General features: G+C 57.3%; 21 protein-coding genes and 1 pseudogene. 7 read left to right on the top strand and 15 right to left on the bottom strand.

All coding sequences use genetic code 11. The features are described 5' to 3' along the window. The first annotated feature begins 47 nt into the window (after positions 1-47). Together NJH59_RS18895 and NJH59_RS18890 are read left to right on the top strand one after the other, a co-directional pair. Positions 48-1,886, top strand: coding sequence for a hypothetical protein (locus NJH59_RS18895; RefSeq protein WP_232877673.1), 1,839 nt, complete (start codon positions 48-50; stop codon positions 1,884-1,886). Between the two features lie 363 nt (positions 1,887-2,249). Then, positions 2,250-2,756, top strand: coding sequence for a DNA-binding protein (locus NJH59_RS18890; RefSeq protein ID WP_253087169.1), 507 nt, complete (start codon positions 2,250-2,252; stop codon positions 2,754-2,756). A 48-nt stretch (positions 2,757-2,804) separates the two neighbouring features. Here the strand turns inward: NJH59_RS18890 and NJH59_RS18885 are convergent, their stop codons facing one another. Further along, positions 2,805-4,433 carry a methyl-accepting chemotaxis protein gene (locus NJH59_RS18885; protein ID WP_253083900.1) on the bottom strand — a complete coding sequence of 543 codons (1,629 nt, stop codon included), beginning with the start codon at positions 4,431-4,433 and terminating at the stop codon, positions 2,805-2,807. A gap of 136 nt (positions 4,434-4,569) precedes the next feature. Further along, on the bottom strand, positions 4,570-4,809 hold the full coding sequence (locus tag NJH59_RS18880; protein WP_253087168.1) for a hypothetical protein: 240 nt from the start codon (positions 4,807-4,809) through the stop codon (positions 4,570-4,572). 356 nt (positions 4,810-5,165) lie between these two features. Between NJH59_RS18880 and NJH59_RS18875 the strand changes: the two genes are divergently transcribed. Both NJH59_RS18875 and NJH59_RS18870 read left to right on the top strand, forming a co-directional pair. Further along, positions 5,166-6,080: a replication initiation protein gene (locus NJH59_RS18875; RefSeq protein WP_253087167.1), complete on the top strand. Its 915-nt coding sequence runs from the start codon at positions 5,166-5,168 to the stop codon at positions 6,078-6,080. A gap of 914 nt (positions 6,081-6,994) precedes the next feature. Further along, entirely contained in the window at positions 6,995-7,381 is a 387-nt protein-coding gene (locus NJH59_RS18870; RefSeq protein ID WP_153050284.1) for a hypothetical protein, read from the top strand. Between the two features lie 203 nt (positions 7,382-7,584). Here the strand turns inward: NJH59_RS18870 and NJH59_RS18865 are convergent, their stop codons facing one another. The 4 genes and pseudogenes from NJH59_RS18865 to NJH59_RS18850 form a co-directional block, all read right to left on the bottom strand. Then, entirely contained in the window at positions 7,585-7,776 is a 192-nt protein-coding gene (locus NJH59_RS18865; RefSeq protein ID WP_078473300.1) for a hypothetical protein, read from the bottom strand. 698 nt (positions 7,777-8,474) lie between these two features. Then, positions 8,475-9,149 (bottom strand): annotated as a pseudogene (locus tag NJH59_RS18860) (secretin and TonB N-terminal domain-containing protein); the annotation flags it as partial. A 107-nt stretch (positions 9,150-9,256) separates the two neighbouring features. Next, entirely contained in the window at positions 9,257-10,231 is a 975-nt protein-coding gene (locus NJH59_RS18855; RefSeq protein WP_043862507.1) for a FecR family protein, read from the bottom strand. Between the two features lie 17 nt (positions 10,232-10,248). Further along, the gene (locus tag NJH59_RS18850; RefSeq protein ID WP_043862508.1) at positions 10,249-10,737 is read right to left on the bottom strand and encodes a sigma-70 family RNA polymerase sigma factor; all 489 of its coding nucleotides are present in this window, start codon (positions 10,735-10,737) and stop codon (positions 10,249-10,251) included. Positions 10,738-11,357: 620 nt separating this feature from the next. Here NJH59_RS18850 and NJH59_RS18845 point away from each other — a divergent pair. Then, positions 11,358-12,521 (top strand): type III PLP-dependent enzyme, encoded by a 1,164-nt coding sequence (locus tag NJH59_RS18845; RefSeq protein WP_043862509.1) that lies wholly within the window; start codon positions 11,358-11,360, stop codon positions 12,519-12,521. 66 nt (positions 12,522-12,587) lie between these two features. Here NJH59_RS18845 and NJH59_RS18840 read toward each other — a convergent pair whose 3' ends face one another. The 3 genes from NJH59_RS18840 to NJH59_RS18830 all read right to left on the bottom strand — a co-directional run bounded on the left by NJH59_RS18840 (position 12,588) and on the right by NJH59_RS18830 (position 14,645). Next, the gene (locus NJH59_RS18840; protein WP_054916403.1) at positions 12,588-13,067 is read right to left on the bottom strand and encodes a hypothetical protein; all 480 of its coding nucleotides are present in this window, start codon (positions 13,065-13,067) and stop codon (positions 12,588-12,590) included. Between the two features lie 111 nt (positions 13,068-13,178). Next, complete coding sequence (locus NJH59_RS18835) at positions 13,179-13,961, bottom strand: tetratricopeptide repeat protein (protein ID WP_116052917.1); 783 nt, start codon at positions 13,959-13,961, stop codon at positions 13,179-13,181. Positions 13,962-13,964: 3 nt separating this feature from the next. Further along, complete coding sequence (locus tag NJH59_RS18830; RefSeq protein WP_043862512.1) at positions 13,965-14,645, bottom strand: Fe2+-dependent dioxygenase; 681 nt, start codon at positions 14,643-14,645, stop codon at positions 13,965-13,967. A 217-nt stretch (positions 14,646-14,862) separates the two neighbouring features. Between NJH59_RS18830 and NJH59_RS18825 the strand changes: the two genes are divergently transcribed. Together NJH59_RS18825 and NJH59_RS18820 are read left to right on the top strand one after the other, a co-directional pair. Continuing rightward, positions 14,863-17,154: a TonB-dependent siderophore receptor gene (locus NJH59_RS18825; protein ID WP_253087166.1), complete on the top strand. Its 2,292-nt coding sequence runs from the start codon at positions 14,863-14,865 to the stop codon at positions 17,152-17,154. Positions 17,155-17,260: 106 nt separating this feature from the next. Beyond that, positions 17,261-19,810 carry a sulfite reductase flavoprotein subunit alpha gene (locus NJH59_RS18820; RefSeq protein ID WP_253087165.1) on the top strand — a complete coding sequence of 850 codons (2,550 nt, stop codon included), beginning with the start codon at positions 17,261-17,263 and terminating at the stop codon, positions 19,808-19,810. A gap of 78 nt (positions 19,811-19,888) precedes the next feature. Here the strand turns inward: NJH59_RS18820 and NJH59_RS18815 are convergent, their stop codons facing one another. The 6 genes from NJH59_RS18815 to hisS all read right to left on the bottom strand — a co-directional run bounded on the left by NJH59_RS18815 (position 19,889) and on the right by hisS (position 26,657). Continuing rightward, positions 19,889-20,680 (bottom strand): amidohydrolase, encoded by a 792-nt coding sequence (locus NJH59_RS18815; RefSeq protein ID WP_043862515.1) that lies wholly within the window; start codon positions 20,678-20,680, stop codon positions 19,889-19,891. Continuing rightward, entirely contained in the window at positions 20,668-21,816 is a 1,149-nt protein-coding gene (locus NJH59_RS18810) for a pyridoxal phosphate-dependent aminotransferase (protein WP_116052914.1), read from the bottom strand. Before NJH59_RS18810 ends, NJH59_RS18815 begins: the two co-directional genes overlap by 13 nt. Before the next feature lie 145 nt (positions 21,817-21,961). Continuing rightward, positions 21,962-23,425, bottom strand: a complete 1,464-nt coding sequence (der, locus tag NJH59_RS18805; protein ID WP_043862517.1) for a ribosome biogenesis GTPase Der — start codon at positions 23,423-23,425, stop codon at positions 21,962-21,964. Positions 23,426-23,542: 117 nt separating this feature from the next. Beyond that, on the bottom strand, positions 23,543-24,694 hold the full coding sequence (gene bamB / locus NJH59_RS18800; RefSeq protein WP_054916600.1) for an outer membrane protein assembly factor BamB: 1,152 nt from the start codon (positions 24,692-24,694) through the stop codon (positions 23,543-23,545). Further along, a complete protein-coding gene (locus NJH59_RS18795; RefSeq protein ID WP_043862519.1) occupies positions 24,687-25,328 on the bottom strand; it encodes a tetratricopeptide repeat protein in 642 nt (213 codons plus the stop codon). The genes bamB and NJH59_RS18795 overlap by 8 nt, the downstream gene beginning before the upstream one ends. Positions 25,329-25,367: 39 nt before the next feature. After that, a complete protein-coding gene (gene hisS, locus NJH59_RS18790) occupies positions 25,368-26,657 on the bottom strand; it encodes a histidine--tRNA ligase (RefSeq protein WP_054916601.1) in 1,290 nt (429 codons plus the stop codon). Between the last annotated feature and the right edge of the window lie 23 nt (positions 26,658-26,680).

Raw genomic sequence — 26,680 nt, 5'->3', positions numbered from 1 at the left:
CAGAAGCAAAAACCAAGAGCAAAAACCAACCCACCACTGAGGATAAAATGAATGATACCAATTTGCAAATAATTACGCTGACTAAAAGAGACAGAAACTATTCCAACCTGAAGGGGCTGGATAGTTCGTTGAAACACTCGCTTAGGCTGGACCAAAACGAGTATGACGACTTTGAATTCAACCCCAACCCACCGCACCCCAATATCGCCATTGTGGGTGGTATTGAACAGATACTAACGAGAGAATTGGCAGAGCAATTACTGACCGATTTCAACGACCAACTACAAACCAAACTCAAAGAAACAGAAGCGTCTGATGAAATAGCTTCAGAAAAAGAAAAACTGAGAAAACTAAAATCCAAGCTGGTTAAATTCATCAACGCAACCGAACCCACAGAGATAAAAGAATACGTCACATCGGTTATGGAGGGAGAAAGGCCGCTGGTAGTGGGAGACTACGCCGCCCTACTCAATCAGCACAAAATCAGCCGTATATCCCAACGTATCGACCTCTTGGAGAACTACATCACCAAGAAGCGAGAGATCGAGCAAAACTCACCAGATCGAGCCGTATCAAGGACGGTCAACAGGGTTAAAGAGATCATCCTTGTAATCCCTGAACCCAACAAACTGGCAATAACCAAGGCTTACACTGACCTGCTACAGAAAGCCTTGCACCAGTTCTACCAAAAGAATTTTCCCAACAACGACATTCTATTTTCGTTCAGTCACTTGGACGAAACCACAAACCACGTCCACGCCTTCCTTGACCTTCAAAATACGAAAACTGGGAAATATGATTTTTCAGCCCAAGAATTTGAGTTCGCATCACAATACTACGCGAAGAATAAGGCTCGACTTGACAAGATATCAGAACCACCGAAATTAGAAGACTTCAAACTCCCCAACCGTAGTGAGGAAAAGCAGAACCATAGGTTTATCCGAGCACGCGAATCATGGAAGTCAAAAGTCATGCAGGTGGCTTTCTATGAGCACTTTAACAGCTTAGCCGCTGCATATGGCTTACAAGCCAAATTCCTACCAAAGTCTAAAGAGCATCAAGAATTTGTAAGCAAAGTTGAGCAGGAAGCAAAAAAACCGAAAAGTGAACGAAGCCACAACTATTACACCAGACAAATAGAGAAGCTGCAGCAAGAACTAACCACGAAGGAGGTTGAACTTATCGAGCAAAGGGCCACTGCCGTCACCCTAAACACAACAATAAATGACCTAAGAAACACCGTAGCCACTTATAAGGCAACCATTCAGACTCTGGAAATACAAGCTAATGAGCAGAAAAAAGAAAACGATGAGCTTGACCATCACAAACAGAAATTAAATGACGAAATCACCGAAAAAACCACAAAAACAAAAGAGCTTTCTTCAAACTTCAAAACCATGAAAGAGAGAATGACCAAGGAACTTAATGAGTTACGCAAGAAAATCAAAGAGGACACCAATAGAAAATCAGTCTTGGAAAAAGCAATCAAGGCATACGAGGAAGAGCTTGAACCTTTGATTAAACGCTTTGATATCCTAGTGGATCGCATACTTGAAGCCAGAAGGCTCGACGAGAACCCAGAGCAATACTATAAGAGATTACGAGAAAACACCTATGAAATGGCTAGTCGTTTGGGCAAAGAGAAACGAAAGGACTATCTATTTAACGTTACGGAGCAACTCAAAGAACAAGGTTTAGACCATACCCAAGCAACATTAGGAATTACCGACAAGGTAAAACTTTGGGCATCTGACACGTTCACCAGCAAGCAAGTGGTTGAATTCGACAAGGAAGAAGCCGAGCAGGCAAAAGCGGCCAGAAAGAGAAGACTACTAAAACCCAAACCGCCAAGCCCATTTCAAGACCCTTACGACCCATATCAATAACCGCATAGTGCGGTTTTCTGCTCTTGGAGGATACGATACATCATATAGCACAATAGTATTTTTAGCCTCACCCCTTGAAACTCTATTTTTATATGATTTAATAATAGCAATAATAAGTCACTATTATCATTATTATTGCAATAACAATAATAGCAACTTAATTATTCTTATTATCACAAGGAAGATAATAAGATATTATTCTCGCTATCCCTCTGAGTTTTCCTTGATTCTGCTGGGTTTCCACCCTTTGGTGCAAACCACAAAACTCATTGATAACGAAAATAATAACGATATTATTCTTATTATTATTGTAGTAGCAATAATAATTCAGTACTTATTATTCTTATTATTAGGAGGAAATAAATGAACAACACAGTATTAGAAAGAATTCTCAACGTAGCTACAGAGTTGTATATGACAAATGGTAAAAAATCATATCCAACAGTTCACCAAGTCCGAGCCATAGCTAAGACAGATATGAATACGACCAGTGAAGCAATGAGGCAATGGCGTAAAGAAATGGACGCGGAGAAATCCGACCAGTCAAACGGCTCTGAAACCTTTCAGAAAGCCATCAGTGAAGCGACGGCAACGCTTTGGAGCATTGCAGAACACGCTGCAGGTGAAAACCTCAGAAAAGCTCAAAAGGCTTGGAATACAGAGAAGTCAGAGCTTGGAGAAAAAACTCAAACCCTTATCAATGAAAATGAACAACTACGATATGACCTTGACCTTGCGAAGAAAATCAATCTTGATCAAGCAGGTGAACTACTTGATGAAATGACCTATCGGAAAATTGCAGAAACCGCGTTAGAGGAAGAGAAGCAAAAAAACCAGAAACTGACAGAGCTTTTAAACCTCCAGAAATAAAAAAGCCCCGAGATGGGGCTTTAACGCTTTTACGCTCTATTGCCGCATTCAAAGCCTGAACTTTGAAACCATCGCATGTAAATCCACGGCAAGACGCGATAGCTCTTGACTGGATGCGTTCGTCTGATTTGCTCCAGCAGAAGTTTGCATTGACAAATCTCTGATATTCACAAGATTTTTGTCTACCTCACGGGCAACCTGTGCTTGCTCTTCAGAGGCACTGGCAATAACCAAATTCTTTTGATTTATCGAAGCAATAGCCTCACCAATCACGTCCAGAGCATCATTAGCCTCCCGAGCCACCTGCAACGTGCCATTAGCTCGCTCTTGGCTCTCATTCATAGCATCAACCGCACGATCAGTACCAGATTGAATCCCTTCAATCATTTTTTCAATTTCGCCTGTCGATTGTTGAGTACGATAGGCCAGTGCCCTTACTTCATCAGCTACAACTGCAAACCCTCGACCAGCTTCACCAGCCCGAGCAGCTTCAATTGCAGCATTAAGTGCTAACAGGTTGGTCTGTTCCGCAATTGAGCGAATCACTACCAAGACCTGACTAATCTCATTGGCATTTTGTGCCAACAACTTAACCTCTTCCGAAGTATCAGAAACGTTACCAACAAGCCGGTTAATAGACTCTAAAGCCTGACTAACCTTTTCTCGACCTTGATAGGTGCTCTTATCAGCAGCTTTTGAGTCATCAGCAGTATTAACAGCGTTGCGAGCCACTTCTTCAACCGCTGCTGTCATCTGATTAACTGCCGTAGCTGCTTGGTCAATTTCAGCACTTTGCTGATTAAGTCCGCGATTCGTATCCTCAGTTACAGCATGTAGCTCTTCCGAGGCAGAGGCAAGCATAGTGGACGATTCAGAAATTTTCTCTATTGTCTCATGCAGACTATCTTGCATCCGCTTCAAAGCAATCAGCAGATGAGCAGGCTCATCGCTTCCAGTAACATGAATATTTTGAGTAAGATCACCACTGGAAACTCTATCAGCAACTATAACTGCCTCAGATAGTGGAGACACAATGCTCCGAGTCAACACGATAGCAATTACGACCATTAGCATCAAGATCAGGATCAACGCTACAACAATCATAAACACTGCAGCATCGAATGCTTTGCTTGTCTGATCGGCGGCGTGAACAGCACCTTGCTCATTAAACTTGATCAGTTTATTCAAGGCAGCCATCATCTGATCCGCTGCACTAGCAAGCGGCCCATTAGCCACTTCAATCTCATCACCACGTTCTACTGACGCAAGTACACCATCCAGTATCCGCTCTTGATAGGATAAATATTTGGCGTAAGAACTTTTGAAGTCCTCAAACAGCTTTCGATCATCAGGTGAGTCTATTCCTTTTTCATAATTAATTAAAAAAGCGGATATTTCTTGATTGATACGTCTTACCAAACCAACCGTTTCTTTTAACTGATCGCCTTCTTTCATGGTAAGCGTCCTGAGCGTCAACGCTCTGGTACGCCCCAGACCACTACCAATCTCTCCCACGTCCTGCACCGCTGGCAACCACTCGACACGGATTTCAGCAGTCGCGTCATCCATCTCGTTGGCTTGGAACAGAGCAATCAACCCCATCGCCAAAACCAAGAACCCAATTATCGTAAAGCCGAGGCCAGCCCGACTCCCGATATTCATATTTCTCAAGCTCATAATCCCTCCTTTCATCTTTAAACCCAATGGTATGTAACGACAATATCGGCAACAACTCAAAATTCTTTAAGGATATTTTGTTAGGCCATACTTTATTTCGCAATAAATCTTCGACTAATTGACGAGCCTTTTGCTCTCAAGTATGATCCGTCCGTCTACGAGGAATGGATTTTCCTACTTGATCGACATTTGCCCGCCTAGTGCGGGCTTTTTTTGCCAACAACAAGTGCAAGTCTTTACCTCCAACATCCAGCCCTATAGATGCCATCTTGTCTTTTGCTCGTTTAACGAAGAGCAATCCGTTAAGCCCTACAAAAGCCCCCTCTGCTTTAAATTTTTTTTCGAGACTTTTACTGTACTCGTCAACCAACCTCATTAATTTGTCTTCTACCTCATCAGCGAAACGTGTATTAAATAATCTTATTCATAGTAGCTGTAATTGTTAATTACTAACATTTTATCACATTAGGATTCATTTGCTAATTCGAAACCACAGGCAATAAAAACCCGCCAAAGAGCGGGCTTTTTACCATCCAAATTTGACAAAACTTTAAAGTATGGCAATTTGAAGGAAGAAGAAAAAGAAAACCACCTTGGGGAAGGTGGCAAGACATACATACATATAACAATATTTTATAAAACTTACACCTCCATTTAATCACCAAATAAAATATTGTCAAGTCCCTTCTCAAGGTTTTCTTTTTCTAAATTTAATATTAGAAGAGGATAACGATGGGATGCGTAAAAATATTTGAGGACTACTTACCAAATAGACCTTATCACACAGACGATTTAGTCAGTGGCCTAAAAATCAATAAAAAAGAAAAAGCAAAACTTGCTCGACTGGTCCAACCAAACGGGCCAACCCATAGATACTGGATGGTTTTCGACCTCGACAGATCCAACGCCGGAATGCACTGGGATGACGTTGGAGCACCAGCCCCTAACCTAATCGCTCGAAATCCGGCCAATGGGCACGCCCATTTGCTCTACTTGCTACAAACCCCTATCCGAACCGCAATCGACGCTAAAACAGCCCCTTTACGCTATGCAGCAGCTATTGAAGCAGGCTTGCGTAATCGTTTAGGAGCAGACCGAGGCTATTCCGGCCTGATCTGCAAGAACCCGATCAATTCCCATTGGATAGTGACCCAATGGCAGGCCGATCCATACACCTTGGACGACTTGGCTGAGTACGTTGATTTAACACCGGAAAAGGCCAAACAGAACCCCGTAGAGGATTACGGATTGGGTCGCAACTGTATGCTTTTTGATGAGTTAAGGGCTTGGGCATACAAAGCTATCCGCCAAGGCTGGCCGAACTATGATCAATGGCTAAACGCCTGCCTTGACCGTGCAACAGGCTACAACGTCAATTTTGCTACACCACTGGACATGTCCGAAGTAAAACACACGGCCAAAAGCGTCGCGAAGTGGACGCATAGAAACTTTAACCGTGGCACATTTGACGATTATGTTGCAAGAACCCACACAAGCGAGATACAGGCTTTCAGGGGTAAACAAAAGGGAAAAACCAAGAGAGAACGAGGGATTATCTTGCTTGAAGCAGGGGCAACCATTAAGGAAGTAATGAAGGCGTTAAATGTAAGCAGAGCAACAGCCTACAACTGGAGATTTAATTCATGACATTATAATCTGTCTAAAAGCCTATATCAGATAATAGCACCCGACGAGGGTGTTTCTTCTTCCTTCCGCCCATCCCCCTCCCTTTCCTCCCCCTACCCCCACATATACATACACCGCACCACCGATAGCGATATAACGCACGGAATTAGTCAAAATCGACCTTCTTCCACTCCGTTGATACAACGACACCAAACCACACCACTACACGCCTAAAATAGCCAAATGTGTTACACCTCGCAGCATCATGGTTAGTGCAAAAAGCCTATATCAAAAATAGTCCAAAACAGCGTTAACCACTCAACCCAATACTTCCAGAGGTTCGGGGATATATCTCCAAACCTATATGTATGTATACATACATATCAAATTTCATAGGACAACCCGCCACAACAAACAATATCAATTTTCACCAACCGGCTGTTTTTGTCCTAAACCCAAAACAGGTATTTTTCGATCAAAAACCACACCACCGAACAGCAAGCATTAAAGTGCTATTTTCAAAAAAATTACGGAATTTTTTTATAACTTTATATCAAAAAATTGATAACTTGATTTTTCCGACCATCAATTTATTGCTTAAATACGGCACAAAACGTTGTCAATAGCAAATCGAAAATATTTTTATCGTTCAACCTTATTCACATTTATGGTTCTACCCTAATTGATTTTACTTAGTTGAGCTTTGCAACTAACCACCTGCAAAAAATTATCGGGAATTTTCGAACAATCGCTCCCAGTTTAATTTCAAGATTGAATGTGGGGGATAGGCCACCCCAAAAAATGAAAATTTCAAAACCTTGCCTCAATTTGACACATCGAGCATAGCCACCATGACAACTTCAAAGATATATCTCCGAAGCATTGACATATAGATTTTTCGTGCTATTTGTATTTATAACAATACAGGAGAGAGTATGAAAAATGCAGAAATAGCAGGCAAGATAGGCGGAATAGTTGGTGGATTCAAAAGAAGAGAGCGTCAAAGATTTTTGATTAACTTCTTAAAAATCATAGAAATGGAGGAATATCCTAACTTAAGACTGACATCCAGCCTCGCCAAAAAATTGATAATAGGACTATCTGGACACAAAGGCATATCAAACAATGCGTTAGTCAAAGAGTTTGGAACTCCAGATAACAAAGCCAAGCTACAAAATCTTGACAGCATCGTCCACTCATTAGTCGCAAGGCATAAAATTACTTATAATGAGCATTGGGGAGACGCAAAAAGGAAAATTGATGAAGATGCAGAAGAATACAAACAGCGAATAATTGAGGACATGCGAACGCAACAGGGATGAAACTACGTGACGCCCAACAACACAAAAAACCCGAGAGGGTTTTTATTTGCCTTAAATATGGCCTTGAATTTCCGCCATGACTCGACAATAAATGTAGATAATCCGTTTTTAAAAAATCCACGGAATACCACAGCGTAAGTTATTCCGCCAAACCTTTCGCTTGCTCCAAGCAGACATAGGTTCGAAGATATATCTCCAAACCATTAGCTACCAGCCAACGCCCCACATGCAAGCCTTATCATCTCCAAATATTCATCGCGACTTACTTTACCTTCCTCGTACAACTTATCAGCAGTTAGAATAGCTAAATCATACTCTGCTTTGCACAAAATCCCATAATGCAGATGCTCCAAGCCCCAGATGCGATAAGCTATTGAATTTTTCCCGGCTTCCATACCTAATGTACCTCCAGTCTTAAATATCGACTTCAGCAGTACTTTTATAGCACAGAACACCCTAACCTTCAATTATTCTAAAAATATGATAATTTACTAATAACTAACAATATAAAACACCATGAAAAAATTAGCATCAGCAATATTAACTACATTGGCCTTCAAGGTCCCACACTAAACATATCAATCATTCATAGCAGGCGTTTCGCAGCAATGATTGGTTGGCCAACCGCACCATACTCCGCCACTCTGTTTCACCTATTTGACCATTTAGCTTTAGCTGCTCTGCCTCAATTGTGGCTTTGTGGTAATCATCTTCATTAAGATGAGTATTTCTAATATGTTGAAAAATCCACTTTCGGTAATTCCAAGACCGCCCTTCAAAATCTATATCCACAAAAGAAACCCAAGCTTTACTACAAATTAATTTATCGCACACTACAAACATTGTTCTTTTTTTAAGCAGTCGCCCCATATCAAATGCGTAGCGTTGGCGTTCAACCTAAGCCACATGATAGCCGTGTATTTTATACGGGTTTAGTCGTCAAGCACAGGAATGGATCCGACCGTTCGTCAGCTTGAAGGCTTTTCGCCATGATGCGAGGAATGGCCATCCTCAGCAAACCCCGGCCCCCAAAGCCACGGGTACAAGTCCCCGTAGCTTTGGCGACCTATATTATTAGAAACGGTTTACCTTTCGAAATCGGCGCCATCGACAACTGCGGCTGGCCATACGGGGCGAATGCGGCGGGAATGCCGTCGATCAGCACCGTGGAACGCGGCGACAGGCGCGAGGTGAGCCCGCGCACGCCGACATTCAGCGCGATGTCGCTGCCGCCGGTGCCGTTGGAGTCCTGCACCTGCACACCCGGCACCCCGCGCAGCACGTCGCGCACGCTCAGCGCGCCCTGCTCGACCATGGTTTCACGGCGTACCACGGTGCGCGCACCGGGGTGGTTCTGCACCACGCTTTCCTGGGCGTCGCCCAGCCAGTCGCCGACCATGCTGATGTCGGTAGGCGCCAGCTCCAGGGTGCCGGGCGCCGTGCTCACCGGCTGCGCCGCGTGCAGCACCACGGTGCCCTGGGAAATCTCGTAGGTCAGCCCGCTGCCCTGCAGCAGGGCCTGCAGCGCCTGCTCGGGGGACAGGTTGCCGGACACCGCCGGGGCCTGCTTGCCGGCCACCAGGTCGGGGCTGAAGAACAGTTGCAGCGATGTCTGCCGGCCCAGCTGGCCCAGCGCCGCGGCCAGCGGCTGGGCCTGGATCTGGATGCTGGTGGGTGCCGAATCGGCGTAGCTGTTGGCGATGCCGCCGCTGACGGCCAATGCCAGTGCCAGCGGCAGCCAGCGTTTGGAAACCTTGTTGTTGTTCACGTCGTCGAGAAGTCCTGAGGGTCAGAAAATCGGCCACTGCCTGCGAATGAAAATGCTTGGCAGTTGCAGTTGGGCAGGAAGACGAACAACGGGAAAAAAACCTGAATCTATTTTGCGATTATTTCTTGCGAGCCATCGGCATGGGCCTTGATGGCCACCGGCAGGATGCTGGGCAAGGCGCGCAGCAGGGCGTCGGTGTCATCGGTGCTGAAGCTGCTGCTCAGGCGCAGCGCCGCCGTTTTGCCGGGGGCCACGCGCAGCGGGTGTTCGCGGTAGCGCGACACCTCGCGCACCACCTCGCCCAGCGGCACATCGTTGAACACCAGTTTGCCGCCGCGCCAGGCGGTCAACGCGGCGGCGTCCACCGTATAGGGCGCTGCCACCGCGCCATGGGCATCGATGTGCGAACCGAGGCCGGCGCTCAGCAGCGCCTGCCCCTGGCCGTCGCCCTGCACGCGCACCGAACCCTGCTCGACCGCCACGCGGGTCTGCTCGCTGTCGCGGCGCACATCGAAGCGCGTACCGGTGACCGTGACCTTGCCATGGCCGGTGCTGACCACGAAGGGGCGGGCCGTATCATGGGCAACGCTGAACATCACCTCGCCCTGCTCCAGGCGAATGTCCCGCTGCCCGGCACTGAAACTCACCTGCACCCGCGTGCGGCCGTTGAGCTCCAGGCGCGAGCCATCGGGCAGGTCGAGCTGGCGACGCTCGCCCAGGCCGGTCTGCATCTGGCCCTGGTAATTGAGCTGGTGCTGCTGCCAGCCGAACCAGCCAAGCCCTGCCGCGACCGCCACCACACTGGCTGCCAGGGCCTGGCGCAACAGGCGTCGACGCGGCAGCTGGCGTACCGGGTCGGGCGCACACAAGGCCTGCAGGCGCTCGCGCGGCAGCAGGTCGGCCGCGCCCCACAGGCGCCCGAGCAGGTCGTACTCATGTTTATGCTGGGGGTGCTGCGCCAGCCAGGCATGCAGTTGCGCCTGCTGCTGGGGCGTCAGGGGCGCATCGCGGCCACGGGCGAACCATTCGGCGGCCTGCTCGCGCACGGCATCATCGCCGCAGGGGCATGTGCCCTGATTCATGAAAACATTTGCCTGACTCATCTCGTTGACACATCCAGGTGCTCACGCAGATGCCGGAGCGTGCGGATCATATACTTTTCGACCATGTTCTTGGTCAAGCCCATGCGCTCGGCGATCTCGGCCTGGGTCAGGCCTTCGAGCTTCTGCCAGATGAACACTTTGCGGCAGTTGAGCGGCAGCTCGGCCAGGGCGCGTTCCACGCTGTCGGCCAGCTCCAGTGCATGCACATAGGCCTCGGGGTCATCGCCCGGGGTGGGCGACAGGTCCAGCCCTTCCTGCTCCAGGGCCTGGCGCCGGTCTTCGCGCCGGTAGCCGTCCACGGCAATGTTGCGTGCCGTCTGGTGCAGATAGGCGCGCGGCTGCTCGACTGGCAGGGCGGGGTTTTCCAGCACCCGCACAAAGGCATCATGCGCGAGGTCCTCGGCCTGCTGACGACTGCGCAGCTTGCGTGTCCAGGTGCCGATCAGCTCATGGTAGTGGTCGAGGAAGCCTTTGTGTCGAGACACGGTGCGGGGGTCGTCGCTAGGCGGGAGGGAGGTTGCGAATAGTAATGTTTCTTATTAAACCCGGCAATCACCGCCGAGCGATTGCCCTGCAACAGCGCCCATGCGAGCGGCTAAAAATATGCACACACGCCCCGCTGCGAACGGTGCCCGTGCCCTGCCCGTTCAAGCTGTTTGCGTGCGCTTGCCCAACCTTTTGGGGCCATCGTCGCCGAAGTTGACGCCATCGTTGTTTTAGCTGAGTTGGCCTGCAAAAGCTGCGAACGTGCGGGTATTTTTAACGCTTCGCAAAACTTCGGGAACATCTGCCTGTCATCCGGGTCGGTTAAAACGAGGGGTGTCTGCAACGTGCGTCAGCGTAGCGAAAAAACGCGAGATTTTTTGTTGATCTTGAATCCTTCAGGTCCTAAAGTTCGCGCCGAGCGTCCATGCTGGAAACGATCCATCCGGCTCAAGTACTGACGACGAGACAGCAAGGTCACCCGCTGCGCAGCTTCTGCGACCCGGTTGACCTTTTTGCTTTCGGCGACATGCCTTGGGAAGTAGGCGAACCAAAGTGGGGATACGGAGGGCGCTCAGTTGCAGCCACTTATTCATTCAGTTTGCCCATGGAGTCCCCCAGCATGTCGATCCAGGTCGAAGACTACTTCGCACGCGATACCTTCAACAAAATGAAGGCGTTCGCCGACAAGCAAGAAACCCCGTTCGTGCTCATCGACACGGCCATGATCAGCAAGGCCTATGACGACCTGCGCGCCGGTTTCGAATTCGCCAAGGTGTACTACGCGGTCAAGGCCAACCCTGCGGTCGAAATCATCGACCTGCTCAAGGACAAGGGCTCGAACTTCGACATCGCCTCGATCTACGAGCTGGACAAGGTGATGGCCCGCGGCATCGGCCCGGAGCGCATCAGCTACGGCAACACCATCAAGAAATCCAAGGACATCCGCTACTTCTACGAGAAGGGCGTGCGCCTGTACGCCACCGACTCCGAAGCCGACCTGCGCAATATCGCCAAGGCAGCACCGGGCTCGAAAGTGTATGTACGCATCCTTACCGAAGGCTCCACCACCGCCGACTGGCCGCTGTCGCGCAAGTTCGGCTGCCAGACCGACATGGCCATGGACCTGCTGATCCTGGCCCGCGACCTGGGCCTGGTGCCTTACGGCATCTCCTTCCACGTGGGTTCGCAGCAGCGCGACATCAGCGTGTGGGATGCGGCCATCGCCAAGGTCAAGGTGATCTTCGAGCGCCTGAAGGAAGAAGACGGCATCGTGCTCAAGCTGATCAACATGGGTGGCGGCTTTCCGGCCAACTACATCACCCGTACCAACAGCCTGGAAACCTACGCCGAAGAGATCATTCGCTTTCTCAAGGAAGACTTCGGCGACGACCTGCCGGAAATCATCCTGGAGCCTGGCCGCTCGCTGATTGCCAACGCCGGCATCCTGGTCAGCGAAGTGGTGCTGGTGGCGCGCAAGTCGCGTACCGCCGTGGAGCGTTGGGTATACACCGACGTGGGCAAATTCTCCGGCCTGATCGAAACCATGGACGAGTCGATCAAGTTCCCGATCTGGACCGAGAAGAAAGGCGAGATGGAAGAGGTGGTGATCGCCGGCCCGACCTGCGACAGCGCCGACATCATGTACGAACACTACAAGTACGGCCTGCCGCTGAACCTGGCCATCGGTGACCGCCTGTACTGGCTGTCGACCGGCGCCTACACCACCAGCTACAGCGCGGTGGAGTTCAACGGCTTTCCGCCGCTGAAGGCGTACTACCTGTAACCACGGGTCAGTTGCACACGAAAGGCGACGGTTGCAACCGTCGCCTTTTTTCATGGGCCCACGCGGTCAGCTCAGCACACGCAGTACATGTGCCTCGAACTCGAGGTTCTCCCCGCTGATCACATTCAGGTAATCCATGCCGTCGGAGTGACGGTAGTTGCCGATGCTGCACTCGTAGGTGTCATAGAGCTTCAGTCGCAGCACGTCATGGTCGCCCCACTCCCCCATGGGCTTGACCAGCCAGGGCTCGCTGGTACCCCCCGGGAACAGGCCCACATAGTGATTGAAGTTCTTGCCCACCGCCGCGCCCCGATAGAACCCGGTATCCGAAGAGCTGGAGATGTTGTAGGTAATGCGCCGGTCGGTGTGGGAGACGTAGTCGAAACGAAAATTGACCGGCTTGATGAGCCGGGTGTCGGTCATCACCTGCAACCAGCCATCGTTGTCGATGCCGCCTTCGACCAGGCTGATACCGATACGGCCCTTGTGGCCCGGCGTCACCGAGTAGAGGCTGGCGATGAATGAGAAATTCCAGGTGTCACTCATGGGGACCCCCTGCGCAGGCAAGGCCCGGGTGACTGGCAAGACGGTGGTTGCTGTTCATGGTCGATCTTCCTTGAGAAGCATGGGAGTGATCGAGCATAGAAAGGCGGCAGGCTAAACCCGAGAGTGAAGGCTTTCCGTGGCCTGCCGCGACACCTGCTCCAGACGCTGCCGATAGGCCCCCGCCATCGCCTGGATCTGCGGCTGCTCGGCCTGCTCCAGGCTGGCCACTGCAGCACGCAGGAAGTTGCCGTTACCCTGCTCCAGGGCCTTTTGCAGCCACACCAGCGACTGCTCCATGTGGCCTTGCTCGGCGAGGATCGCCGCATGGCTGAACTGCCCGCGAAAATCGCCGGCCTCGGCAGAAAGACGATACCAGTGCATGGCGGCGTGCCGGTCGGCCGCGCAGGCCAGCCCCTGCTCCAGGTAACGTCCCAGCAGGTTCATCGACTTGGCGTGGCCGGCGTGGGCGGCCTGCTGATACAGGTGCAGGGCCGCAGCATGGTCCTGGCCCACACCCCGCCCCGTGGCCAGCAGGTTGGCCAGGTTGTACTGGCCCCAGTCCAGCCCTGCGGCAGCGGCCGCACGGTAGTGACCGGCCGCCGCCGCCAGGTCGGCCTGCCCTCCCCACCCATGCTCCAGGCAGCGCCCGAGCATGTTGTGCCCCATCGAACTGCCCTGGCGGGCGGCAATGCCGAACCAGGTCCGCGCCAGTGCCGGGTCCTGCTCGATGCCACGCCCGTCGAGCAGGATCTGCCCCAGCAGCAGCTGGGCCTCGACAACGTTCTGCGCGGCAGCCGCCAGCAGGGCCTGGGCCGCTTTGCCCGGACTGTGTTCGATGAGTTGATGCAACTGGTCGATATCGACCTGTTCTTCGCGACGCAGGCTGAAGGTCACGGCTCAGACCTCTGCCCAGCGGCGCAGCAGGTTGTGGTAGGTGCCGGTGAGCTGAATCAGCGACGGGTGGTCGGGCACATCCACCGTGAGCTGCTGGATGGCGTTGTCCATCTCGAACAGCAAGGCCCGCTGGCTGTCCTCGCGCACCATGCTCTGGGTCCAGAAAAACGCCGCATAGCGCGCCCCGCGGGTTACCGGGTTGACCTTGTGCAGGCTGGTGCCGGGGTACAGCACCATGTCGCCTGCCGCCAGCTTGACCTGCTGCAGGCCATAGGTGTCCTGGATCTCCAGCTCGCCACCGTCGTATTCGTCGGGGTCGCTGAAGAACAGCGTCGACGACAGGTCGGTACGTACCCGCTCATGGCTGCCGCGCGGCTGGCGGATGGCGTTGTCGATGTGAAAGCCGAAGCTGCCCCCTTCGCGGTAGCAGTTGACCAACGGTGGGAACACCTTGAACGGCAGCGCCGCCGACATGAAGCGCGGGTTGCTCCACAGGCGCTCGATCATCGCGCTGCCGATTTCCTTGGCCAGCGGGTGCGCCTCGGGCAGCTGCAGGTTGTGCTTGGCCTTGGCCGACTGGTAGCCCGCGGTGATCTTGCCGTCGGCCCAATCGGCCTGCTCCAGCGCCTGGCGAATACGCTGCACTTCTTCGCGGGTGAACAGGCCGGGAATGTGTAAAAGCATGGCGCAGGCACCAGGGGTCGGCTAAAGGGCGTCAATGGTATTGATTCTTATTGAACCAGTACAAGCCCCTTGCGAGGGGCGGGACGTTTCAGCAGGCATAAACCGCCACACAAAGGTGTAAAGAATGTAAATTCAGTACGAATAGCAATTGATCTCAATTGTTACTCATATTTGTTTACATTATATTTCGGCGCCTTCACACCTTGGGGACCTTCCGATGTCGCGCCATTACGTGCCTACCGCTGTCAGTTCACCACGCCTGCTTGCTTCTGCCATAGGGGTCGCGTTGAGCGCCACGTCCGCCGGCCACCTGGCCTATGCGGCCGACGCAGCCCCGGCCACAAGCGGCTCGATCGCGCTGGATGCCACCAGCATCAATGGCCAGGCCGATACCGCCAGCACCGACTACAAGGTCGAGAAGTCCTCATCGCAGAAGTACACGGCGCCGCTGGTGGACATCCCGCGCAGCGTGACCGTGGTGCCGCAACAGGTCATCAAGGACACCAACGCCCTGACCCTGCAGGATGCCCTGCGTACCGTGCCGGGCATCACCATGGGCGCCGGCGAAGGCGGCAACCCGTCGGGCGATCGCCCTTTCATTCGCGGCTTCGACTCGCAAGGCTCGATGTACCTGGACGGCGTGCGTGACGTGGGCTCGCAGACCCGCGAGATCTTCGCCATCGAATCGGTTGAAGTGGCCAAGGGCCCCAACTCGACCATCGGCGGGCGCGGTGCAGCCGGTGGCACCATCAACCTGGTGACCAAGAAGGCCCACCTGGGCAACAGCACCGACGGTGCCTTCACCTGGGGCTCGGACCAGACCAAGCGCTACACCCTCGATGGCAACTACCAGTTCCTCGACACCGCAGCGTTTCGCCTGAACCTGATGAGCCACGAAAGCAACGTGGCCGGTCGCGACGAGGTCAACTACGACCGCTGGGGCGTGGCCCCGTCCCTGGTATTCGGCCTGGGTACCCCGACCCGCGTGAGCCTGGACTACTACCACGTGGAGAGCGACGACCTGCCGGATTCGGGCATCCCCTACGGCCTGCGCTCGGGCAGCACCGCCGGGCGCACCTCGGCCAACCCGGACAAGCCTGACGATGGCGGCCGCAGCAGCAACTACTACGGCCTGGTCGATCGCGACTTCTACAAGACCCGTGCCGATATCGCGACCATCGCCGTCGAGCACGACCTGAACGATGCGCTGACCCTCAAGAACACCCTGCGCCACGGCAACACCCTGCAAGACTTCATCTACAGCCAGCCCGACGACAGCAAGGGCAACATCCTCAACGGTGAAGTCTGGCGCCGCCCGAACAACCGCGTGGCCAACACCCGCACCACCACCAACCAGACCGACCTGTTCGGCGAGGTGTACATCGGCGGGTTCAAGAACACCTTCTCCACCGGTATCGAGCTGAGCCGCGAGGCCTCCACCAAGGAAGGCTACGACATCACCGGCTTCCGTTCCGGCAACTGCTCTTCGACCACCGGCCAGATCCCGGGTGTGTGCACCTCGTTCCCCAATCCCAACCCGAACGAGGCCTGGGGCGGCGACGTGACCCGTACCGATGCCGGCGCCGACACCACCAGCAGCACCCGCGCCATCTACCTGACCGATACCCTGGAGCTGAACCCGGCCTGGCTGCTGACCATGGGCCTGCGCTACGACCACTTCGACACCAAGGCCAAGACCAAGGTGGCGGGCGGTGCGACCAGCTTCAAGACCGAAGACACCAGCGAGTTCGTGACCGGCCAGCTGGGCCTGACCTGGAAGCCGACCGACAACGGCAGCGTGTACATCTCGTATGCGACCTCGGCCACCCCGGCCGGCGCTTCGCTGGGTGAAGGCAGCGACGGCAACCCGCTGCTGACGCCGACCACCACCAGCGACCTGAAGGCCGAAGAGACCACCAACTACGAAATCGGCACCAAGTGGGACCTGCTCGATCAGCGTCTGAACCTGACCGCCGCGATCTTCCGCACCGAGAAGGAAAACGCCCGCGTACTGGTCGATGCCAACACCTACCAGAACGCCGGCAAGAGCCGCGTCGATGGCCTGGAGCTGACCGCCACCGGCAAGCTGACCAATGACTGGCAGGTGTTCGCCGGCTACACCTACATGGACGCCAAGCTGGTCGACGGTGGCGCGCAGTCGGTCGGCGGTGTGCTGGTGGACGGCTACAACGACGGCAACCAGATGCCCAACACGCCGAACAACAGCCTGACCCTGTGGACCACCTACAACGTCACGCCAAAACTCACCCTCGGCGGTGGTGCCTTCTACGTCGACGACGTGTTCGGCAACGTGACCAACAGCGTGATGGTCGATTCGTACTGGCGCTACGACGCCATGGCCAGCTACAAGCTGACCAAGAACGTCGACCTGCAGCTGAACGTGCAGAACCTCACCAACGAGGTCTACTACGACAAGGCCTACGCGGCGCACTACGCCAACCAGGCGGCCGGTCGCACGGCGCTGCTGACCACCAGCTTCCACTTCTGACGGCAGCTGGCAGGCCCGGCCCCGTTCACTTCGGTGATCGGGGCCTTTGTGTATCAAGGCATAATGCGCGGCGCATTCACGCAACCCGCAACACAAGGTGGTCGATGTGGTGAAGAAAAGCCTGTTTCAACTGCACTGGTTCTTCGGCATCACCGCCGGGCTGGTGCTGGCGCTGATGGGAGTGACCGGGGCAACCTGGTCGTTCCAGGACGAATTGCTGCGCCTGTTCAACCCACAGGTGCTCAAGGTGCAGGTGCGCGACGAAGGCGTGCTGCCGCCGGCCGAACTGGTGCGCCGCGTCGAGGCCGAACAGGGCGACAAGGTGTCGATGCTGTGGGTGAACGTGCGCAGCGACGAAGCTGCGCGCATCTTCTTCACCCCACCGCCGGGCGAGCGCCGCGGCACCCTGCGCTATGCCGACCCCTACACCGGCAAGCTGCAGCCCCCGGTCAGTGGCCAGGGGTTCTTCGACCTGATGCTGCAGTTGCACCGCTTCCTCGCCATGGGCGACACCGGCCGGCAGATCACCGGCGCCTGTACCCTGATGCTGATCTTCTTCTGCCTGTCGGGGCTGTACCTGCGCTGGCCGCGTCAGGCGCTGAACTGGCGAACCTGGCTGACCCTGGACTGGGCGAAGAAAGGTCGTGTCTTCAACTGGGACCTGCACGCGGTGGCCGGTACCTGGTGCCTGCTGTTCTACCTGCTGTTTGCCCTGACCGGGTTGTTCTGGTCCTACGAGTGGTACCGCGAGGGGCTGAACCGGTTGCTGGGCGATGCACCGGCCGCTGGCGAACAGCGCAAGCGCGGCGAAGGCCGTGGCCGCCCGCCCGCACCCGGCAAGGATGCGGCGCCGCTGGTGGTGGACTACGACGCCATCTGGACCAGCCTGCAGGCAGCGGCCGGCCCGGGCCTGCGCACCTATAACCTGCGCCTGCCACCGGCCGGCGGCCAGCCCGCCACCCTGTTCTACCTGCTCGACAACGCCGAGCACGAGCGCGCGCTCAACACCCTGAGCCTGGACCCGGCCACCGGCGTGGTACGCCAGCACGATCGCTACGCCGACAAGTCGTTCAAGGCGCAGCTGCTGGCCAGCGTGTATGCCCTGCATGTGGGCAGCTACTTCGGGCTCACCGGGCGCATCCTGGTGACCCTCGCCAGCCTGAGCATGCCGCTGTTCTTCATCACCGGCTGGCTGCTGTACCTGGACCGCAGGCGCAAGAAGCGCCAGGTACGCGAGGCCCGCAAGGGCCTGAACCCGGCCGGCGACACAGGCAACGGATGGCTGGTGGGGTTTGCCAGCCAGAGCGGCTTCGCCGAACAACTGGCCTGGCAGAGCGCCGGGCAACTGCAGGCGGCGGGCCTGGCGGTGCGCGTGCAGCCCCTGGCGACGCTGACCGAAACCGATCTGCAGCAGGCGCAACGCGCGCTGTTCGTGGTCAGCACCTTTGGCGACGGCGAGGCGCCGGACAGCGCCCGCGGCTTCGAGCGCAAGGTGCTTGGCCAGCCGTGGACGCTGGGTAACCTGAACTACGCCCTGCTCGCACTGGGAGACCGCCAGTACCCGCATTTCTGCGGGTTTGCGCGCAGCTTGCAGCACTGGCTGGAGGCTCGCGGTGCCACCGCCAGTTTCTCTGCCGTGGAAGTCGACAGTGCAGATCCTGCTGCCTTGCAGCAATGGCAGCAGCAATTGGCGGCATTGACCGGCGCAGCGCCGCTGTCTGCCTGGCAGCCGCCGCAGTTCAGCGCCTGGACCTTGACCCGGCGCGAGCTGCTCAACCCCGGCAGCCAGGGCGCACCGGTGTACTTGCTCGGTCTGCAACCGTCGCAGCCAGAGCGCTGGGATGCCGGGGACCTGGTCGATGTACTGCCGCGCAATGCCGGTTCGACGGTCAAGGCGTTGCTCGACGGGCTTGGCCTTGAGCCTCACACGCTTGTGCGTGTGGACGGCCTGGAGGAGCGCCTGGACCATGCACTGGGCGGGCGGCTGTTGCCGGCCAGCCGCGGCCACCTGATCGGCCTGCACGCGCAGGCGCTGGTGGATGCGTTGATCCCGGTGGCAGCGCGCGAATACTCCATCGCCTCGATTGCCAGTGACGGTGTGCTGGAGCTGATCGTGCGCCAGGAGCGTCATCCGGACGGCACGCTGGGCCTGGGCTCGGGCTGGTTGACCGAACACCTGGCGCTGGGCGCGAGCGTGAGCGTGCGGTTGCGCCGCAACAGCGGTTTCCATCTGCCGACGGCTCCGGCACCGATGATCCTGATCGGCAACGGTACCGGGCTGGCCGGGTTGCGCAGCCTGCTGAGGGCGCGAATCGTGGACGGCGAGCAACGCAACTGGCTGCTGTTTGGCGAACGTAACCGGGCGCATGACTTCCTGTGCGAGGAGGAACTGCAGGGCTGGCTGGCAAGTGGTGAACTGGCGCGGCTGGACCTGGCGTTCTCGCGGGACCAGGCGCAGAAGGTGTATGTGCAGGATCGGCTGCGCGAACAGGCTGATGAGCTGCGCCGATGGCTGGCGGAGGGAGCGTCGATCTATATCTGTGGCAGCCTTGAAGGCATGGCGGCGGGTGTGGATGCGGTGCTGGCCGAGGTGCTGGGGGCTGAAGAGCTTGAGCAGTTGATCGAGCTGGGGCGGTACCGGCGGGATGTGTATTGAGCGTCACTCTTCGCCGGCAAGGCCGGCGCCTACGGGGCTGGTGGATGCCCGTAGGCGCCGGCCTTGCCGGCGAAGGGGTCAGTGCAGGTCGAAGGTGTCGGCATCCAGGTTGGCCGGGAACCGCGTGCGGTATGCGGCAAGGTCCGCCGCACTCAGCACCACGGTGAACACGCCGTCGGCCTCGCCGGCACTGAGCAGGCTCTCGCCCTGGAAGTCCAGCACCTGGCTGTCGCCGCTGTAGCCAAAGCCCTTGCCATCGGTGCCCACGCGGTTCACTGCCGCCACATAGCACAGGTTCTCGATGCCCCTTGCCGGCAGCAGGCGGTTCCAGTGCAGGCGCCGCGCCGCCGGCCAGTTGGCGGTGTACAGCAGCAGGTCGGTGTCCTGTGCATCGCGGCTCCACACCGGGAAGCGCAGGTCGTAGCAGATCAGCGGGCGCACCCGCCACCCCTTGAGCTCGAACTGCACCTGGCGCTCGCCGGGGGTGTAATGCTTGTGCTCGCCGGCCATGCGGAACAGGTGGCGCTTGTCGTAGAACAGGATCTCGCCGTCCGGGCGCGCCCACAGCAGGCGGTTGCGGTGGCTGCCGTCCTCGGCCTGGATGATCACGCTGCCGGTCACCACGGCATCGAGCTTCCTGGCCTGGCTCTTGAGCCATTTGTAGGTGGGGCCGTTTTCCGGCTCGGCCAGGCTTTCGGAGTCCATCGAAAAACCGGTGGTGAACATCTCCGGCAGGATGATCAGGTCCGCGCCGCGGGCCTGCTCCAGCAGCACCTCGAAATGCTCGTAGTTGGCCATGCGGTCCTGCCAGGCCAGGCTGGTCTGCACCAGCGCCACGGTCAGGTTGGGCAATGTACTCAGATCGCGCATAGTTTTTCCGCTGCCTGACGCAGCGTCTCCTCGCGTTTGGCGAAACACAGGCGCACCAGGCGCTGCTCGGGAATGGGTTGCTGGTAGAACACCGACACCGGAATGGTCGCCACGCCGTGTTCGCGGGTCAGCCATACCGACATCTGCACGTCGTCGAGGTCCGGGCGAATCGCCGAATAGTCCACCAGCTGGAAATACGTACCGGCCACCGGCTTGAACTGGAAGCGAGAGCCTTGCAGCAGGCCACAGAACAGGTCGCGCTTGGCCTGGTAGAACGCCGGCAGCTCTTCGACATGTTCCGGGTGCTCGGCCATGAAATCGGCCAGCGCCCACTGCAGCGGCGTCACGCCGCAGAAGTTGACGTACTGATGCACCTTGCGCAACTCGGCACTCAGGGCTGGCGGCGCGATCACATAGCCGGTCTTCCAGCCGGTCACGTGGTAGGTCTTGCCGAACGAACTGACCACGAAGGCCCGCGCGTACAGGGCCTCGTGGGCCAGCACGCTGGCGTGGCGCGCGCCGTCGTACACCAGGTGCTCGTACACCTCGTCGCTGAGCACATAGATGTCACGGTCGGCGATCAGCGCCGCCAGCTGGTCCAGCTCGGCACGGGTAATCAGCGCGCCGCTGGGGTTGTGCGGCGAGTTGATGACGATCATGCGGGTACGCGGGCTCAGCGCATCGCTGAGTTTCTGCCAGTCGATGGCAAAGCTGTCGGCGCCCAGTTGCACGTGCACGCAACGGCCACCGGCCAGTTCCACGGCGGGTTCGTAGCTGTCGTAGCAGGGGTCGAAGACGATGACTTCGTCGCCGGGGCGGATCACCGCGTGGATGGCGCAGAAGATCGCGGCCGTGGCGCCGGGGGTGATGGTCACCTCGTGGTCGGCGTCTACCGTCACGCCATACTGGCGAGCGACCTTGGCCGCTACCTGCTGACGCAGGGCCGGCAGGCCGGTCATGGGGGAATACTGGTTGTGGCCGGCACTGATGTGCCGCCCTACCGCGTCCAGCAGCGCTTGCGGGCCGTTGAAATCGGGAAAGCCCTGGGACAGGTTCAGGGCGCCGGTTTGCACGGCGAGCTGGGACATGGTGGTAAAGATGGTGGTGCCGACGTTCGGCAACTTGCTGCTGATCATGGAGCCCTCTTTCCTGCGCGGTCAGGCTCCGAGCATAGCGGATTGGACCGCCAGGTTGTAGGAGCCAGCGTTGCTGGCGAAAGGGTAAGCGCGGTTCAGTTGATCCGCGCTGCCCATTTCGCCGGCAAGGCCGGCTCCCGCACCATCAGCGCTTGTCCTTGCGCTTCTTGGCCGACTTCTTGTGGTGCGACATCAGGCGGCGCTTCTTGTTGACCTGGCGGTCGGTCAGGGTGTTCTTGTTGCCTTCGTACGGGTTCTCGCCACCCTTGTACTCGATGCGAATCGGCGTACCGACCAGCTTGAGCACACGGCGGTAGGTGTTTTCCAGGTAGCGCGAGTAGGACTTGGGCACCTTCTCCACCTGGTTGCCGTGGATCACGATGATCGGCGGGTTGGCACCCCCCAGGTGGGCATAGCGCAGCTTGATGCGACGGCTGTTGACCATCGGCGGCTGGTGCTCGCTGACCGCGTCTTCGAGGATCTGGGTCAGGCGGCTGGTCGGCCAGCGGGTGACCGCCGACTTGAACGAGTTCTGCACCGATTGGTACAGGTTGCCCACGCCAGTGCCGTGCAGTGCCGAAATGAAGTGAATGTCGGCGAAGTCGACGAAAAACAGCCGTCGTTCCAGCTCGGTCTTCACGTAGTCACGCTCGCCCGGCTGCATGCCGTCCCACTTGTTGAGCGCGATCACGATGGCGCGACCGGCTTCCAGGGCGAAGCCCAGCAGGTTCAGGTCGTGGTCCACCACGCCTTCGCGGGCATCCATGACGAAGATCACCACGTTGGCGTCCTTGATCGCCTGCAGGGTCTTGACCACCGAGAACTTTTCGACTTCCTCGTGGATCTTGCCGCGCTTGCGCACACCGGCGGTGTCGATCAGCGTGTACTTCTCGTCATTGCGCTCGAAGGGAATGTAGATGCTGTCGCGGGTAGTGCCGGGCTGGTCGTACACGATCACACGGTCTTCACCGAGCATGCGGTTGACCAGGGTCGACTTGCCGACGTTGGGGCGACCGATGATGGCGATCTTGATGCCATCCTTCTCGCTGGGGCCAGGAATGCGCACGGCTTCCTCGCCCTCGGCGACGTTCATGTCGATCTCTTCTTCTTCCTTGTCCCGCGGGAAGTCGCTGAGCACAGCCTCGAGCAGGTTGTTCACGCCACGGCCCTGGGCGCCGGCCACGCCGATGGCGTTGCCCATGCCCAGGGGTGCGAACTCGGCAATGGCGGTGTTCGGATCGATGTTGTCGATCTTGTTGGCCACCAGGAACGAGCGCTTGTTGCGCTTGCGCAGGTGCTCGGAAATCATCTGGTCGGCAGCGGTCAGACCGGCACGGGCATCGACCAGGAACAGCACCACATCGGCTTCTTCGATGGCCAGCAGCGACTGCTCGGCCATTTTTTCGTCCATGCCATGTTCGTCACCGGAGATACCACCGGTGTCGACCAGGATGTAGGAGCGCCCTTGCCAGCGCGCCTCGCCATATTGACGGTCACGGGTCAGGCCAGACAGGTCGCCAACGATGGCATCGCGGGTCCTGGTCAGGCGGTTGAACATTGTAGATTTGCCGACGTTCGGTCGGCCCACCAGGGCGATTACGGGAACCATGCGGCTCTCCACTGCTTGAATTCAAAAAATACAAAGGCCGCTGCAGTGCAGCGGCCGGAGTTCGGGCGGCGCCCCGAAGGCGCCGCAGCCCGAGGCCCGCAGGCCTCAAGCATAGACTCAGCGAATGGTCAGCGCCTCGAGTTTGCCGCTGTTGCCAAACACATAAATCATGTCACCTACCACCAGCGGGCGTGCACGCAGGCCATCGCTGTCGATGCGCTCGCGACCCACGAAGCGGCCGTCCACCTGGCTCAGCAGGTGCAGGTAACCTTCCAGGTCACCCACGGCCACGTAGCTGGAGAACACTTCCGGTGCCGACAGCTGGCGACGGGCCAGCGAGTCGTTGCTCCACAGCGCCGACGAAGAACGCTCGTCGATGCCTTCGACCGTACCGGACGCCAGGCTCACGTAGACGTTGCCAAAGCCCTGGGCCACACCGGCGTAGCTGGAGGCATCGCGCTGCCACAGCACGCGACCGCTTTCCAGCTCGAGGCCGGCGACGCGCCCCTGGTAGCTGGCCACGTACAGCACACCGCCCGACAGCAGCAGGCCGCCGTCGATATCCACCACGCGGTCCAGCTCGGAACGCCCTTGCGGAACGGCAACGCGTTGCTCCCAGACCGGCACGCCGTTCTGGGTGTCCAGCGCCACGACCTTGCCGGTCGAGAGGCCAGCCACGGCCAGGCGGTTGGTCACGATCGGCGCACCGGTACCGCGCAGGGTCAGTACGGCCGGGGTGCTTTCGTAGATCCAGCGGCGGTCGCCGGTGCTGGCATCCAGGCCGATCACGCGATCGTCCTGGGTCTGCACCACCACCACGTCACCGTTGGTCGCCGGGGGCGCCAGTACTTCACTGGTGACCCGCGCACGCCACTTTTCTTCGCCGGTGCTGGCATCCATGGCGATCACTTCACCCTTGAGGGTGCCGAGCATGACCAGGCCGTAGCCGACACCCACCGCACCGGATACCGGCAGGTCGAGGTCTTTCTTCCAGATCACGTCGCCGTTCATGCGGTCCAGCGCCATCACCACGCCGGTCACATCGGCGGCGTAGATGCGGTCGTTCTCGATGGCCGGGACGAGCATGTTGAAGCTCTCGCCCTGGCCGTCACCGATCGAACGGCTCCACTGCTTCTTCAGTACCACCTCTTCGGTGAACTTGGTCAGCTCGGCCGGCGGCAGTTCCTTTTTGCTGTTGCTGCTGCAACCAACGGCCAGAAGGGCCACGGCCAGCACTGCTGCATGTTTCCAACCGATCACGTCACGCATCCCCTTTGGCAAGGTCGTCGAGCTTGAGTTGCAGGCCACCGATCGCGGCGTCATCCGACAGCGCGGCCTTGGCCTTCTGATACGCGGCGTGAGCATCATCGGCGCGACCCAGCTGTACCAGCAGGTCGCCCTTGAGTTCTTCACGGCTGGCCAGGAAGGCCTTGTCGGCATCGCCATCGAGCAGCTTCAGGGCGTCATCGACCTTGTTCTGCGCGGCCAGTACACGGGCCAGGCGCTGACGGGCAATTTCGCCCAGGGTGGCGTCGGCCGGCTTGTCGAGCACGCTTTTCAGTTCGCTGGCGGCGTCGTCGAGCTTGCCGCTCTCTACCGCGACCTTGGCCACGAACAGGCTGGCGTACTGCGCGTAGGCCGTGCCGCCGAACTCGCTCTTGAGCTTGCCCGACAGGTCCGCGACCTGGGCCATGTCCGGCTGGCCGGTCGGCGTCAGGGTGGTTTCAAGCAGGGCCTGATAAAGGTTCGAAGCACCTTGGGACTGGTTGCCCTGGTACTTCTGCCAGGTCTGCCAGCCCAACACTACCACCAGCGCCAACAGGCCACCGGTCAGCAGTGGTTTGCCGTTGCGCTGCCACCAATCCTTGAATGCGGCCAGTTGTTCATCATCGCTACTCGACACCCCAATACTCCTTTTCACCAAATCGGCTGTTGACCCGCTTCACGCCTGCGCGAGGGAAGCTTCCAGGTGCTCGGCCAGAGCATCCCAGGCAATGTTTTGTTGTTCGCCCTGACCACGCAGGGGTTTGAAACCTACCACTTGTTGCGCCAGTTCGTCGTCCCCCAGGATCAAGGCATACAGAGCGTTGCTCTTGTCGGCCTTCTTGAACTGGCTCTTGAAGCTGCCGCCACCGGCATTGACCTGCAGGCGCAAGCCCGGCAGGCGGTCACGCAGACGCTCGCTCAGGGCCAGCCCGGCGAGTTCGGCCTGTTCGCCAAAGGCGCACAGGTAGACGTCGATCTGACGCGAAATCGACTCGGGCACCTGGCCCAGGGTCTCGATCAGCAGCAGCAGACGCTCGATGCCCATGGCAAAACCCACGCCCGGGGTCGGCTTGCCGCCCATCTGCTCGACCAGGCCGTCGTAGCGGCCACCGGCACATACGGTGCCCTGGGACCCGAGCTTGTCGGTGACCCACTCGAACACGGTCTTGCTGTAGTAGTCCAGGCCGCGCACCAGCTTGGTGTTGATCACGAACGGAATGCCGGCGGCGTCCAGACGAGCCTTGAGGCCCTCGAAGTGCACGCGCGATTCTTCGTCCAGGTAGTCTTCGAGCTTCGGTGCACCCACCAGCGCCGCCTGGGTGTTGGCGTCCTTGCTATCGAGGATGCGCAGCGGGTTGGTCTTGAGGCGACGTTGGCTGTCTTCGTCCAGTTGCTCCAGGCGCGCCGAGAGGAACTCGACCAGCGCGTCACGGTAACGGCCGCGGGCTTCGCTGGTGCCCAGGCTGTTGAGTTCGAGTTTGACCGCATCGCGGATGCCCAGCAGGCCCCACAGGCGCCAGGTGAGCACGATCAGCTCGGCGTCGATGTCCGGGCCATCGAGGTTGAACACCTCCAGGCCGATCTGGTGGAACTGGCGATAGCGGCCCTTCTGCGGGCGCTCGTGGCGGAACATCTGGCCGATGTACCAGAGCTTCTGCACCTGGCCACCACCGCTGATGCCGTGCTCGAGCACGGCGCGCACGCAGGCGGCGGTGCCTTCGGGGCGCAGGGTCAGGGAGTCGCCGTTGCGGTCGGCGAAGGTGTACATCTCTTTTTCGACGATGTCGGTCACTTCACCGATGGAACGCTTGAACAGCTCGGTCGGCTCGACGATCGGGGTGCGGATCTGGCGATAGCCGTAGGTGTCCAGCAGGCCGGCCACGGTGCTCTCGAAATAGCGCCACAGCGGGGTCTGCTCGGGCAGGATGTCGTTCATGCCACGAATGGCTTGCAGCGATTTGCTCACGGTAAATCCTTAACGAAATCGGT

It is taken from the genome of Pseudomonas sp. VE 267-6A, assembly GCF_024126555.1.
GTDB lineage: Bacteria > Pseudomonadota > Gammaproteobacteria > Pseudomonadales > Pseudomonadaceae > Aquipseudomonas > Aquipseudomonas palmensis.
The sequence above is the reverse complement of the archived record's forward strand: the minus strand, read 5'-3'. Positions and strand labels throughout refer to the sequence as shown.

Bases quoted from the DNA above. Each gene is read 5' to 3' on its own strand.
- NJH59_RS18895 (WP_232877673.1), top strand. From the start codon at position 48: ATGAATGATACCAATTTGCAAATAATTACGCTGACTAAAAGAGACAGA.
- NJH59_RS18890 (WP_253087169.1), top strand. From the start codon at position 2,250: ATGAACAACACAGTATTAGAAAGAATTCTCAACGTAGCTACAGAGTTG.
- NJH59_RS18885 (WP_253083900.1), bottom strand. From the start codon at position 4,433: ATGAGCTTGAGAAATATGAATATCGGGAGTCGGGCTGGCCTCGGCTTT.
- NJH59_RS18880 (WP_253087168.1), bottom strand. From the start codon at position 4,809: ATGAGGTTGGTTGACGAGTACAGTAAAAGTCTCGAAAAAAAATTTAAA.
- NJH59_RS18875 (WP_253087167.1), top strand. From the start codon at position 5,166: ATGGGATGCGTAAAAATATTTGAGGACTACTTACCAAATAGACCTTAT.
- NJH59_RS18870 (WP_153050284.1), top strand. From the start codon at position 6,995: ATGAAAAATGCAGAAATAGCAGGCAAGATAGGCGGAATAGTTGGTGGA.
- NJH59_RS18865 (WP_078473300.1), bottom strand. From the start codon at position 7,776: ATGGAAGCCGGGAAAAATTCAATAGCTTATCGCATCTGGGGCTTGGAG.
- NJH59_RS18855 (WP_043862507.1), bottom strand. From the start codon at position 10,231: ATGAATCAGGGCACATGCCCCTGCGGCGATGATGCCGTGCGCGAGCAG.
- NJH59_RS18845 (WP_043862509.1), top strand. From the start codon at position 11,358: ATGTCGATCCAGGTCGAAGACTACTTCGCACGCGATACCTTCAACAAA.
- NJH59_RS18840 (WP_054916403.1), bottom strand. From the start codon at position 13,067: ATGAGTGACACCTGGAATTTCTCATTCATCGCCAGCCTCTACTCGGTG.
- NJH59_RS18830 (WP_043862512.1), bottom strand. From the start codon at position 14,645: ATGCTTTTACACATTCCCGGCCTGTTCACCCGCGAAGAAGTGCAGCGT.
- NJH59_RS18825 (WP_253087166.1), top strand. From the start codon at position 14,863: ATGTCGCGCCATTACGTGCCTACCGCTGTCAGTTCACCACGCCTGCTT.
- NJH59_RS18815 (WP_043862515.1), bottom strand. From the start codon at position 20,680: ATGCGCGATCTGAGTACATTGCCCAACCTGACCGTGGCGCTGGTGCAG.
- NJH59_RS18810 (WP_116052914.1), bottom strand. From the start codon at position 21,816: ATGATCAGCAGCAAGTTGCCGAACGTCGGCACCACCATCTTTACCACC.
- der (WP_043862517.1), bottom strand. From the start codon at position 23,425: ATGGTTCCCGTAATCGCCCTGGTGGGCCGACCGAACGTCGGCAAATCT.
- bamB (WP_054916600.1), bottom strand. From the start codon at position 24,694: ATGCGTGACGTGATCGGTTGGAAACATGCAGCAGTGCTGGCCGTGGCC.